Raw genomic sequence first — 13,095 nt, forward strand, 5'->3', positions numbered from 1 at the left:
AACTGCGAAAAGAAAAGAGACAAGGCGGCCCGGCGGGCTAGCGGGGCGGCAGCTGATTATAGTAGCTGGCCAGCGCTACCACCACGTTTTCAAACTGCGTCTTGCCCAGCTTCAGCTTGTTTTGCCGCATGTAAGCCTGTACTTCGGTCTGGCGGTCGGCAAACAGCTTCAGGGCGGCCGATTTGGAGTTGAGCAGGTGGTAAACCCCGTCTTTGCGGGCGAACAGCTTTTCGGTCGGGATGAACTCCACCGTCAGGTTGCGGCCCACAATGCGCTCCTGCTTGCGCTTGGCCCGCCGGGCCAGTACCTGCACCCGGCCTTCGGCCAACACTTCGTAGTAGCCAGTGCTCAGGCCACTAGCCGCCGCGCTGTCGGCCACCAGCCGCACGAATGAGTGGTCGCCAATGGTGAAGCGGGGCATTTTCTCGTTCACAAACCGGACCATCAGCGGGCTGCCCGGTAGGCCCAGCACCACCTGGTCGAGCACCACGTCGTAGCGCAGTGGCAGGTGGTCGAACTGCTGCTGGTTGTAAGCTACGCTGCCGGTCTGAAGCTCGGGAGTCAGAAAAAATTGGTGGTCCTTCCGCTCAGTGTAGCGCAGGGCATAGTTGAGGTACTGCGGGCCGTTGTAGAGCTGTGCCGCCAATGGCGAAGCGGCGTGGTAGTGCTGCAGCACGGTCGCCGGGGCTTCGGTGGCAAAATTGCCCGGAATTTCGGTGCCGGTGCCGGTGCCGGTGCCAGGGGCTGAGGGCCGGCTCTGGCCCAAAACGGTGGGGCAGACGCCCAACAGGCATAGCGGGCCGGCCATCAGACCGGCCAGTAACAGTTTGAGCCGCATAAGGAAACCACGAAACAGGCCGGCAGATTGGGGCTGCCGGGCAAAAATTAGAGTAGGAAAAGGCCCGCCGCGGGATAGTGCAAAGAAGCTGGATAGTAGAACAGGCAGCGCGGCGGAGGCTGCTGGCGTGGTTGTGGGGGTCGAATATAAGCAGACTTCATGAAGTGCCCGCCCCGGCCCCCTCATTTCCGTGCACGAAGCCCATATGAAGCCGCCTCGCGGCCGCAAACCAGCCGCAGCCGGCCCCGTACACCGCTACCCTATGCGCTACATTTCCCTTGACCTCGAAACCACTGGCGGCTGGCCGGCCCGCCACCAGATTCTGGAGCTAGCCGCCGTGGTGGAAAACACCAAAAACCTGCGGCCCCTGGCCGAGCTGCCGGCCTTCCGCCGCGTGGTGCGCCACCCCGAATACGTGGGCACGGCCGGAGCGCTGGCCCTAAATGCGGGCTTGCTGCGCGAACTGGCCCAAAAGGAGCCCAACCCCGAACTCTGCGGCCCCGACGAACTGCTACCTCAGTTGCGCGAGTTTCTGTTGGCCCAGGGCTTTAAAACCGATAAAAAGGACTGCGTAGCCGTGACGATGGCCGGCAAAAACATTGCTTCCTTCGACCTGGGCTTCCTGCGCGAATTGCCCGGCTACGGCACGCTGGTACGGGCAGAGCCCGCCATGCTCGACCCGGCCGCCTTCTACCTCAACTGGCGCAAAGACACCCGCTTACCCACTATGCAAATCTGCAAGGCCCGCGCCCACTTCGCCGACGACACCGTGGCCCACCAGGCCCTGGCCGACGCCCTCGACGTGATAGAACTGCTCCGCCCGTTCTATAAGGTGCCGGTGTATAAAGTGAATGAGTGACGGGATGCAGGCCCTACAAGCAAGAAGGGCCCGACATCAGCGTGGATGTCGGGGCCTTCTTGCTTGAATTTGCATGAGCAGAACAGCTCACTCATTCACCTAATCGCTTATTGGTCGCTACCAGCTGCCGGAGGCGCCGCCGCCACCGCTGCTGCCGCCTCCGAAACCGCCAAAACCCCCGCCGCCGAAGCCGCCCCCGCCGCCACCCCCGAAGGTGCCGCGGCCGCCACTGAAGTCGCCGAAAATGATGGGCGGAATCATGCCGCCGCCGAAGCCGCGGTTGCGCCGCCCGCCGCTGCCGCCGCCCCGGTTACGCAGGATAATGAACAGCACCAGCACCGCGATAATAACCCAGAACGAAATGCCCGAGCCGCTGCCGTCGTCGGAGCGGCGGCGGGTTTGGGTGGTCTGGTCGGCCTTGTACTCGCCCTTTGCCAGGGCAATGAGTTGGTCGGTAGCCCGATCGAGACCCTGGTAGTAGCGCTCCTGCTTGAAGGCCGGCACGATGGTGTTGGAGATGATGCGCTTGGCCAGCGCGTCGGGAATAGCGCCTTCAAGGCCGTAGCCGGTATGGATGCGGGCCTTGTGCTCCTGCTCGGCAATGAGCAACAGAATACCATTGTTGTTGGCTTTCTGGCCAATACCCCAAGTCTCGTACAGTTTCTGCGAATAGTCGAAAATGTCGTAGTCACCCAGCGAGGGCACGGTCACGACGGAAATCTGCGAGGAGGTGGAATCGTTGTAAGCCACCAATTTGCGCTCCAGCCGGTCCACCTCGTCGGCGCTCAGCATCTCGGCTAAATCATTAACGAGGCGGGGCGGACTGGGCCGGGGCGGCACGGTCTGGGCCGAAGCCAATACCGCCAGCAGTACTAGGCCGCAAGCCAGCAGCCAGCGCCCGGCCGGTCGTAAAAAGTAGTTCAGAAGATTCAGATTCATGGATGCTGGGTAGACGACGGGTCGCCGAACGAAATCGAGTCGTCCAGCTCATTCTGGTCGGTGGTAGCGTCGTAGGGGAAATACCGCCGTAACTGCTCCCCAGCCAGCCGGATGCCCTGCTCCAGACCCAGTACGTATTTTTCGGTGCGGAAATGCTGGAGCACGTTCTCCTTGGCCGTTTCCCAAAAGTCGTCGGGTACCATCGAGTTGATGCCCGTGTCGCCGATAACGGCGAACTGCCGGCTCTGCCAGGCCAGGTAAAACAGCACGCCGTTGCGCTGGGCCGTATGGTGCATGCCGAGTTCGGCAAACACCTGAGCAGCACGGTCGAGCGGGTCGGGCGAGGGGCAGGTATCTTCCAGATGCACCCGAATTTCGCCCGACGTAAGTAACTCGGCCTGCCGGATGGCTTCCACCAGCGACGCCTCCTGTGTGGGAGTAAGGGGATTAGTCATGTTAGTTGCCAGTTATCAGTGTCCGGTTGCCAGTTGCGAGTTGCCAGGGCGTTCTGGAATCCCAGGACTCCAAAACTGCCTGGCAACCCGCAACTGGCAACCGGACACTCAATTAAAACTGTACCGTCGGGGCTTTCTGCGAAGCGGCATCGGCCTCGAAGTAGGGCTTCTCGGCAAAGCCGAACACGCCGGCGAACAGGTTGTTAGGGAAGCTCTTGATGTAGGCGTTGTAGTCGTTGACAAGGCCGTTGAACTTGTTGCGCTCCACGTTGATGCGGTTTTCGGTTCCCTCAATCTGGGCCTGCAACTCCTGGAAGTTAGCGTTGGCCTTCAGCTCGGGGTAGTTCTCCGACACGGCCAGCAACCGGCCTAAACCGGCACCCACCTGGCTCTGGGCCTCCTGAAATTTCTGGAGGTTCTCGGGTGTGAGCTGGTCGGCGTTGAGCTGCACACTCGTGGCCTTGGCCCGGGCCTCAATTACTTCGGTCAGGGTCGATTTCTCGAAGTTGGCGGCGCCCTTTACCGTGTTCACGAGGTTCGGAATCAGGTCGGAGCGGCGCTGGTAGGAGCTCTGTACGTTGGCCCACTGGCCCTTCACGGCCTGGTCCTTGGTCACCATCGAGTTGTAACCGCACGACGACTGGGAAAGCATCAGCACGAGGCCGGCAAAGTAGAGCAAAAAGCGTTTCATGGGGAGGTAAGTAAGAAAATGGGGAAAGGGAGAGAGAGAAAAACGGAGCGGGTATCAGACCTGAACAAAGCTCTGCCAAAAAGCCGGAAGGCCGGCTGATCCGACAAAAGTCAACTTCATTGGTTATCAGCCAAGCTAGTCAGCTGCGTTGCAAAGTACGAATTCGCGGCCGGGCGGTTGTGTGGCAGCAAGCTCCGCCGCTAATGTGTATTTTGCGCGTCGGCGCTTCCCGATTTTTGCTCATGAAAGTAGTTATTCCCGTAGCCGGCATCGGCTCCCGCTTACGTCCGCACACCCACACCCAGCCCAAAACCCTGGTGCCGGTGGCCGGAAACACCATTCTCGGCCACATCATCGACCGCTTGGTAGAGGCCGGGGTGAACGAGTTCGTCTTCATTATCGGTTACCTCGGCGAGAAGGTAGAGAGCTACGTGCGCCGCCAGTACCCCAACCTGAAGACCACGTTTGTGGTGCAGGAGCCCCGCGAGGGCATCGCCCACGCCCTCTGGCTGGCCCGCGAGGAGTTCCGCCACGAGCAGGATGGCGTCCTGATTCTGCTCGGCGACACCATTGTGGACGTGGACCTACGGGCGATGATGGCTATGCCCGGCAACGTGCTGGCCGTGAAGGAAGTGAAGACGCCCGCGCTGTTTGGTATCGTAGAAACCGGTCCTAACGGCCGCGTAACCAAGGTGGTGGAGAAGCCCCGGATTCCGAAGTCGAACTTCGCCCTGGTAGGCCTCTACAAGATTGCCAACGCCGACTGGCTGGCCTCGGCCCTGGAGCGCATTGTGGAGCAGGACCGCCGCACCCACGGCGAGTTTCAGCTCACCGACGCGCTCATGCTGATGATGGAGGACGGGGCCGAAATGGTGAGCACACCGGTGGATAACTGGTTCGACTGCGGCCGCAAAAGCTCCCTGCTCGAAGCCAATGCCCGCTTGCTCAACCGCCCCGAATTCCTGAAACGGCGCGAGTACCCCGAATTTCCCGATACCATCATCATCCCGCCCGTCAGCATCGGCAAAGACTGCCAGATTTCGGGCTCCATTATCGGCCCCAACGTGGCCATCGGCGACCGAACCATCGTGCAGAATACCATTCTGAGCGAATCCATTATCGGCTCCTATTCCGAACTGCGTTCCGCCGTTATGCACGACTGCATCGTGGGCTCCGACGCGTTGTTTAAGGGCACGAAACACAGTTTGAACATCGGCGACAACACGGAAATTGACTATAGCTAACTTGGGTTAGCTAACCTAGGTAAGACGCACCTTACGCCCTGCGCCGCCAACCTGCTCCGCTTAAGCTGACAGCTACTTATTCCAGGGCCCGGAATATCCCAAAGCCACAAATCGACGTTACGCTAAACCTATGCGCTACTCCCTCTTCGCTTCCCGCCTGCTGCCCGCCCTGGGGCTGACTCTGCTGCTGCTGCCCGGCTGCTATTCCCGCTCCGATATCAAGAAAGAGCAGGAAACGGCCGTCGATATCACCGATGCCCTGCCTTCGGGCGACCAGACCCCGCCACCGCCGACAGCCGAGGCCGCAGTTGCTACCACGCCGCTGCAAGCCGTGAACGTGTTTCTGGAAGTGTCGGGCTCGATGGAGGGCTTTATGCCTAAAACGGGGGCCGGGGGCGAAAATACCGCGTTTCAGCAGCGCGTAGCCCAGTTTCTGTCGGAAGTGAACCGCACGCCCGCCGCCCGCCGCAAGTCGTTCTTCCTGCTCAAAGATCGGCCCTATGCCGATACCTACCAACAGATTTCGGGCACCGTGCGGGCAGGAATTCAGCAGCCGGCTAAAAGCACCGAGCTGCCCGCCGTGCTCGATACGCTCATGACCCGCTACTACCAGCCGGGCACCGTGAACGTGCTGATTTCGGACTTCATCTACTCGCCCAAGAACGCGGGGGCCATTCCTTACATCAAAACCGATATTACCGACGCACTCCAGCGCAACGCCAGCCAGTCGGATCTGGCCGTGTCGGTGTACGGCTTCACGTCGGGCTTCCGGGGTACGTATTATCCGGCCCTGAAAGCGGCCGGCAAGAAAACGGCCTGCTGCGATACCGAAATCCCATATTACTACTGGGTCGTTGGCCCTGCCGATGCTGTGCGGCAGTTCGATCAGGCCCTGCTGGCCGACGCGGAGGCTTCGCTGCAGGCCCACTTTGGCGTAACTTACCCGCGCCCCGCCTACTCGGTGCTCGATAAATACCAGCACAAAGGCAGTTGGTACTACGGCGACGCTGGAGCCAGCAAGCGGGCCGCCGACGCCTACCGCGTAGTGGCCGTGAGCGAGGCCTCGGCCCAGCAGCCGGTGGAGTTCGTGGTAGGTCTCGATTTGCAGAAACTGCCTGCCCAGTACCGCGAGCCGGCTTATCTGAAGCAGTACCTGACGCTGCAAACCGTGGACACCGACGCGCAGTTGCTTGGTGTAATGGCCGCTTCCGACCAAACCCGGACCAGTAGCGGCCCGGAAAGCCAGTTCACGCACTTTGCCAAAATCCGCCTTACGAAAGTGCCCCCGGCCTCCCGACCGCTGGTACTCAAGCTACTAAACCAGCGCCCCGCCTGGGTTGCCCAATGGACGACGAAAAACGACGGTACTCCCGCCGCTAAAACATTTGCCCTGAGTAGCTTATTCGACGGGTTGCAGGCTTCGGTGGCGGAACAGCCCACCGTGTTTCAGCTGCCCATGACATTGCAGCCAGCTAATTAACGCTTGCCGGGCAGCGAGCCTTAGCTGGTGCATGCAATGTGTGCGCTGCGCCTCTTATTTGGAAGCGCAGGCGTCGCCGGAACCGCTAAACTGTCCGTACACTTGGCACGATAGTCGTTTGGCTAAGTGCCCGGGTGAAAATTTTGCCCTGCAATTTCGTTCTTGCCGCATCGTTCATTGGTTTGCCGGGCTGTTGCCGGGCGTTACATTCCCTTATGAAAGCATTCTTCCGCTTCCTCTACGAACTCATTGGCAACCCCCAACCCCCGGCCGATACGCCGGTGTACCGCGACGTAGTATTCCCCAACATCGGTCTGCTGAACATATCTGTCTCGTTGGCGCTGGTCGTGGTGTTCTACTACCTCATCAACCGCGCCATGGGCGTGGCCACCTTCAACAAGGGCCGCCACTGGGGCCTGTTTCTGGCCCTGAATGCGTTGCTGGCCTTCGGTATTGCCATCTGGCAAGCGCACGCTCAGCAAGTCGCCGACCACAGCTATATCTATTGGCTGGCCACTTGGAACGCTATTTTGGGCATGTTCTGGTTCTTTGTCTTCTCTCTGCTGCTGCGCAAAGGCTCCACCAATGCCAGCACTACTCCTTTCTAAATCACAGAGTAAAGTGATTTTGACAGATTACGCTGATCCAGAGCATTCTTTGGTTTTTTTCGACCAAGCAGGAATCGGAAGTCAGCTATCTATGAAATCAATTTAATCTGCAACATCTGCGATTCATGGCTAAACTCTTCTTATTCGGCATTGGCGGCACGGGCTCCCGAGTCATTCGTTCGCTCACGATGCTGCTGGCGGCCGGCGTCGAGTTGCCCAACTGCGACCGGGTGGTGCCCATCATCATCGACCCCGACGCCCACAACGGCGATATGAACCGCACGGTGCAGCTGCTTCAGAACTACCAGCAGATTTACAAGCACCTCGGCCCCCGCGAGGAAGGCTTCTTCCAGACCGATATCAGCACTCTGAGCGGCATTTCGCAGGATGTGAACGGCTCGGTGAAGGACACGTTCATCTTCGATTTCGGCGGTATCAACCAGAGCTTCCGCCAGTACCTGAGCTACGACGGCCTGTCGGTGGATTCCAAGGGTCTGGTGGATTTGCTGTTCACCCAGGACAACCTGGAAAGCCCGCTCACCATCGGCTTCCGCGGCTCGCCCAACGTGGGCAGCATCGTGCTGAATAAGTTGGTGGAAAGCCCGGAAATGCGGTTTTTTGCCGACAACTTCCAGGACGGCGACCGGGTGTTCTTCGTGTCGAGCATCTTCGGGGGTACGGGCGCGGCGGGCTTCCCGCTCATGCTTAAGAACCTCAAGGACCCCAACACCCGCCTCAGCAACGCCCGCTACCTGCGCGACGCTCCCACCGGGGCCGTGACGGTGATGCCCTACTTCGCCCTCCAGAGCGAGGACAATGCCGTTATCGATTCCAACAACTTCCTGACCAAAACCAAGGCGGCGCTCAGCTACTACGAGCACAACCTGCCGGGCCTCGACGCGCTCTACTACCTCGCCGACACGCCCGACACGCCCTACGAAAACCAGCCCGGCGGCACCCAGCAGAAGAACAAGGCCCACGTAATTGAGTTGCTGGCGGCCCTGAGCATCGTGGATTTCATGCGCTATTCGCCCGCCGAGTTGCGCACCGGCGGCCCACACTTCCATGAGTACGGTTTGGCCTCCGACGCGCCGGAAATCCAGTTCAGCCACCTGCCCGATGAAACCCGGGAAATCGTGGCCAAACAGCTCACGCAATTCCTGTACTTCACGCGCTACCACAAGCAGCACCTGCCCACCGACAAAGCGCCCTACCACGACAACCTCAAGCTCGACTACGCCCTGCGAAACGAGCCCATTTTCAAGGAGCTGAACACCTTCCTGCACAACGCCGATTCGGGCGTGGATCAGTGGCTGCAGGAGCTAGCCCAGAACCGCCGCGCCTTCCGCCCCTTCGATCTGCAGACCGATGATTTTGGGGCCATGATTCTGGGCAAGCCGGTGGAAAAGAAGTGGAACGACTTCTTCAACAAGGGCCTCAGCCACAACTACCTGCTCGACAATCTCAACAAAACCGAAAAGTCCTTGGCCGAACCCGATAGCTTCCGCAAGCTGCTCGAGCTGTTCTACAACGTGACCGACAAGGCGTTTGAGGAGAAGGTAAAGGTGGTGTAAGAACGAAAACTCCCCTCCTCAGCTGAGGAGGGGACGCGGCGGCGTAGCCGACGCTGGGGTGGTTGGCTCGTTGCTGATGTTGTTTGGTTGAACGACTCAATTCGCATCGTTCAATGAATCAACCACCCCTAGCCCATGCCGCTTGATGCGCGGAATTTTCCAAGGAGGGGAACTAGCTTTCTAGCCTTTAATTATGAACGTCAAATAGGATAGAATATGAGCCTGAAATTTTTTGGTATTTCACTTCTTGGTTTTATAAGTTTTGTGACTTGGTTCATGATTTCAAAAACGGTCGATAGTCGCGCTCATATAAAGCAAAGCCAAAAAAACTTCTTAGCCTTATCAGTCAATCAAGTGTCTGCGATTGAGCTTTATCCTTTGCCTGACCCTATGTCTCTTATTAGAGACCCAATAATTATCCGTGATACAACGGCGATACGAAAATTAGTTAAATCTTATAAATCAATGTCTGGTTATAGAGCCGGTGACGGAAGATTGCCAGGGGATTGGCAAGTAATGGTAAACTTTAAACTCAAAGATGGAAGCGAAATTATTTCTCGGGTTTATCATAATAATTATGCTGATTTAGTTTTTGTTCAGACACTAGACAGAGCAGCCGACAATGGTAGCTTGGATGATTATTTTGCCAATCCAAGTCGTGATATAAGTAAAATAATAGAGAGCTATAAATAGAAAACCAACCTCCTACACGTCCTTCCGCACAACATGCCCAAAGTCCTTCGCTTACACAATAACGGCTCCCAGCAGGTGCAGGGCTGGCAGAAAACCGCCCCCGTTACCAGCACCGAAATCAACACCGTGACCGACCCGGCGGGCGGCAAGTCGCGCAATCTGGCGGTGAGTATCCCGACGCCATTCGCGCGGATGCACCTGTTTGAGACGGCCTTCGATTTCCTGGCCCGGGAGGGGCAGCAGAACCCCGGCTCGGTGTACCACGAGCTGACGACCCACTTCTGGGACTTGCTGGAGCTGCTCTACAACTACCACCTCTACACCCAGGCCGGCCGCAAAATCACGCTGCGCCGTTGGAACGCGGAGGCCGAAATCCAGCGGATGCGGCAGAGCGAAGGCACCCGCCTGCTGGGCGAAACCTTGCAGCTGTACCTGCAGGATGAGCGGTTCCGCGACTTCTCCGACATGTACCTCGTGTACTACGAGTCGCCGGAACTGGCGGGCGGCACGCGGCTGCTGGGCGGCACCTCGCCGCTGACGCTGCTCTTTACCGGTCCCGGCGTGGGCGCCCTCGACTTGGAGCGGCCCCAGGCCCGCGGCCACTACTTCGACCACCAGACCGTGCTGCTCCAGGACCGCGACCCGCAGTTCCGGGAGTTCGTGTACGAGCTGTTTCTGGCCTATCCGCAGCTCCAGCGCCGCGAGTTCGCGGGCAGCGTGTACGCCGGCCTCGACCGCGCCAAAATCAACCAGCTCCAGATGCAGGGCGACAGGACGGCCCAGCAGTTCGCGGCCCGCTTCCCGGCCCTGACCGACGTGCAGGGCAACCTGGTGAGCGTGAAAGGCGTGCCCTTGCCCGGCCGCGCCGACCAATCGGCCGTCACCAGCTCTGACCTGTTCATTCAGCCCACCCGCGAAGCCGTGGGTGGCCGTCCGCGCCCGTTGGTGCTGCGCCCCAACCTGACGATGCCCGGCGCGAACTACCTCAACGGCCAGCCCTGGGACGACCGTACGCCGGTGCCTTACCACGACGAGCTGGCCCTCGAAAACCGGGTGCTGCCCGGCAAAGGCTTCAAATACCCCTACCTCACGGTAGGTGATTTGCTGGAAGATTCGCTGGTGGAGCTGCCCTACGAGCTGAATACCCAGCGTTTCCACACCGGCAAAGTCACGTTCCAGTACGGCGCCGACGGTCAGGGACGGGCGCGGTTCCCGTACCTGCTGCCCCTGAAACAGGCGTTTTTCGAGTACTTCACCGAACACGAATTGGCCGAGCTGCTCACCTTCACCATCGACCTGAGCCATGTGCGCGTGCAGTTGCGGGTACCGGTGCAGGCGGGTCGCTTCATCACCTTCGAGCGCAGCTACTATACCAATCCCCAGAATCCCAAGGATGCCCAGGGGCGCGAGATTCTGGAGAAGGGCCGCATTGTGAAGGCCAACGTGGGCGTGGGCGTGTTCCCCTTCTACAAGGTGAGCTACCAGCCCGAGTTCAATGACCTCTACAAAGTAATGCTGGTGGATGCCGACAACTCGCCCACCATGCTCAACCGCCGCTACGACCTTGCGTTTTTCGTGAACGGGGAGCGGATTACGGAGCAGGGCGCCGCCCGCCGCGCCACCCGCTACGAGCGCACCCAGAAAAGCGTGGCCACCGCCGGCAGCACCTACTACGAAATCACCGGCACCCATTTCGACCTAGCCGAGCTGACCTGTCCGCCCGCCACGCTGGGCGCCGAGCCGGCCCGGGGCCTGTTCGTGCCGCGCTGGCGCGAGCTAGACCGCGGCACCCGCCGCTTCACCTTCGCCGTCGATTTTGGCACCACCAACACCCACGTGGCCTACGCCGATTCGCCCTCGGCCCACCCGCGTCCGCTCACCATCGGCGAGTCCGATGTGCAGGTGGAGTGGCTGAGTGCCCCGCTGGCCGACGCCGGGCAATCGGCCGCGCAACGGTACCGCTTCGGGGCCGGGCAGCTGAACTCGGATGTGGCCACGCTGCAAAACCGCGAGTTCGTGCCCAGCTTTATCGGGGAGGGCGGCTCGGTCTACGAGTTCCCAATTCGGACCGCCGTGTGCGAAACTACCTCGTTTGCCAACGAGCCGGCCAAGGTGCTCAGCAACATCAACATCGGCTTCAGCATCAATACCGAAACCACCGCCGAGCTGCCCCAGAATCGCTTCATCACCAACCTGAAGTGGAGCGCCGAGCTGGACCCCCAGGGCGTATCGCGCATCGAGGCCTTCTTCAAGGAAATTCTGCTGCTGCTGCGTCACAAGGCGGCCTTGCACGGCGGTATTCTGGAAGACACCCGGGTGGTGTGGTTCGCGCCGCTGAGCTTCGACGGGTTCCTGCGCAACCAGTTCCAGCAGGTTTGGGACGAAGGTTTCCAGCAGGTGTTCAAGACCCGCCGGCCCACTGTCTGCCTCACCGAATCGGTGGCGCCCTACTACTACCTCACCGCCACCAACCAGGTCGTGCCCAACCGCGACGAGAACGTGGTAAACATCGACATCGGCGGCGGCACCACCGATTTGCTGCTCTTCGCCGACCAGAAACCGGCATACAGCACCTCGTTCCGCTTTGCCGGCGACGACCTCTGGGGCGACGGCTACGCCCGCGTGCAGGGCGCGCCCAAGCAGAATGGCCTGCTCCGCCTCGGCGTGAGCCACGTGGAAAGCCTGCCCGATTCGGAGCAGAACCAGGAGTACAAGGGCTACCTGCGGGCGGCGCTCAGCAACACCGATTTCGGCTCCGCCGACGTCACGAGCCTGCTATTTAAGTACGATGACGCTCTGCGCTTCACTCAGGCCCTGGGCTTGGGCAAGGGCCGGCAACTGCGGGTGCTGTTCTACCTGCACTACACCAGTATCATCTACCACACGGCCCAGCTCACCAAGCACCTCGGCCTGAAAACGCCGCGCTACCTCTGCTTCTCGGGCAAGGGCAGCCTGTACCTGCGCCTGCTGGCTGGCGGCAACTCGTTGGTGGCCATCGAGAAGATTACGAAAGCCATTTTCCAGGCCGTAACCGGCACCGAACCGCCCCACAACTTCCGCGTCATTCTGGCCGACAACCCCAAGGAAGCTACCACCAACGGCGGCGTGCTCTACGAGGAAAAAGCCAGCCACGCCGACTACGACAACGTGCAGTCGGTGAAGTACAGCGGCACCTTGGAGGGCGCGGAGCTGAACAAGCAGCGCCTCAAGCTCAACCAGGTCGATGCCGGCCTCAAAGACCAGGTGCTGGCCAACGTGCGCGACTACCTCACCCTCGTGCTCGAAGGCGACGAAGTAGCGCCCTACCTGCGCGAAGTGGGCGTGGACGTGGACCGCCAGCGTGTAAAAGACATCCTACTCCGTGAAATAGAGGACAGCTTGAGCCTGGGCCTGCACCAGTTCCAGCGCCAGCTCTCCGCTGACGAAACCCTGCCCGAAACCCTGTTCTTCCTGCCCCTGAAGCAGGCGCTGTATAATTTGAGCCGGGAGTTGCAGGCGTAATGCAGCAGCGGTGCTAGAGCTAGAAGTTAGCTCCCCTCCTTGGAAAGGAGGGGTTGGGGGTGGTTGATTCGTTAGAACGACCCGTTAGTTTCTAGCCTCTGATATTCGTTCTGCTAGGGCGAGTTCTCAATCAGAGCCACATTCGGATAGCGGCAAGGGTAACAAGGGCCAAATAAGCCAAAGCCGTTTTTTCGAAGCGGTTGGCGATGGCCC

At 59.9% G+C, this 13,095-nt stretch carries 11 protein-coding genes; 7 read left to right on the plus strand and 4 right to left on the minus strand.

What is annotated here, in order from left to right:
* Positions 1 to 37: 37 nt before the first annotated feature.
* Complete coding sequence (locus CDA63_RS03120) at positions 38 to 838, minus strand: hypothetical protein (RefSeq protein ID WP_088462986.1); 801 nt, start codon at positions 836 to 838, stop codon at positions 38 to 40.
* 262 nt (positions 839 to 1,100) lie between these two features.
* Here CDA63_RS03120 and CDA63_RS03125 point away from each other — a divergent pair, with 262 nt between their 5' ends.
* Positions 1,101 to 1,697, plus strand: coding sequence for a 3'-5' exonuclease (locus CDA63_RS03125; RefSeq protein WP_126546708.1), 597 nt, complete (start codon positions 1,101 to 1,103; stop codon positions 1,695 to 1,697).
* 117 nt (positions 1,698 to 1,814) lie between these two features.
* On the opposite strand, the gene CDA63_RS03130 is transcribed toward CDA63_RS03125, so the two are convergent.
* The 3 genes from CDA63_RS03130 to CDA63_RS03140 all read right to left on the minus strand — a co-directional run bounded on the left by CDA63_RS03130 (position 1,815) and on the right by CDA63_RS03140 (position 3,782).
* A complete protein-coding gene (locus CDA63_RS03130; RefSeq protein ID WP_088462988.1) occupies positions 1,815 to 2,636 on the minus strand; it encodes a TPM domain-containing protein in 822 nt (273 codons plus the stop codon).
* Complete coding sequence (locus CDA63_RS03135; RefSeq protein WP_088462989.1) at positions 2,633 to 3,091, minus strand: TPM domain-containing protein; 459 nt, start codon at positions 3,089 to 3,091, stop codon at positions 2,633 to 2,635. Before CDA63_RS03135 ends, CDA63_RS03130 begins: the two co-directional genes overlap by 4 nt.
* Before the next feature lie 112 nt (positions 3,092 to 3,203).
* Positions 3,204 to 3,782 (minus strand): LemA family protein, encoded by a 579-nt coding sequence (locus tag CDA63_RS03140; protein WP_088462990.1) that lies wholly within the window; start codon positions 3,780 to 3,782, stop codon positions 3,204 to 3,206.
* Positions 3,783 to 4,024: 242 nt separating this feature from the next.
* On the opposite strand from CDA63_RS03140, the gene CDA63_RS03145 reads away from it, so the two are divergent.
* The 6 genes from CDA63_RS03145 to CDA63_RS03165 all read left to right on the plus strand — a co-directional run bounded on the left by CDA63_RS03145 (position 4,025) and on the right by CDA63_RS03165 (position 12,882).
* Positions 4,025 to 5,026, plus strand: coding sequence for a sugar phosphate nucleotidyltransferase (locus CDA63_RS03145; RefSeq protein WP_088462991.1), 1,002 nt, complete (start codon positions 4,025 to 4,027; stop codon positions 5,024 to 5,026).
* 130 nt (positions 5,027 to 5,156) lie between these two features.
* Positions 5,157 to 6,506, plus strand: coding sequence for a hypothetical protein (locus CDA63_RS03150; protein WP_088462992.1), 1,350 nt, complete (start codon positions 5,157 to 5,159; stop codon positions 6,504 to 6,506).
* 215 nt (positions 6,507 to 6,721) lie between these two features.
* Entirely contained in the window at positions 6,722 to 7,114 is a 393-nt protein-coding gene (locus CDA63_RS03155; protein WP_088462993.1) for a hypothetical protein, read from the plus strand.
* Positions 7,115 to 7,239: 125 nt separating this feature from the next.
* Positions 7,240 to 8,688, plus strand: coding sequence for a hypothetical protein (locus CDA63_RS03160; RefSeq protein ID WP_088462994.1), 1,449 nt, complete (start codon positions 7,240 to 7,242; stop codon positions 8,686 to 8,688).
* A gap of 216 nt (positions 8,689 to 8,904) precedes the next feature.
* A complete protein-coding gene (locus CDA63_RS20285) occupies positions 8,905 to 9,381 on the plus strand; it encodes a hypothetical protein (protein ID WP_126546709.1) in 477 nt (158 codons plus the stop codon).
* Positions 9,382 to 9,414: 33 nt separating this feature from the next.
* On the plus strand, positions 9,415 to 12,882 hold the full coding sequence (locus CDA63_RS03165; protein ID WP_088462995.1) for a hypothetical protein: 3,468 nt from the start codon (positions 9,415 to 9,417) through the stop codon (positions 12,880 to 12,882).
* Positions 12,883 to 13,095: the final 213 nt, after the last annotated feature.

The sequence above is a fragment of the Hymenobacter amundsenii genome (assembly GCF_002204745.1).
GTDB lineage: Bacteria > Bacteroidota > Bacteroidia > Cytophagales > Hymenobacteraceae > Hymenobacter > Hymenobacter amundsenii.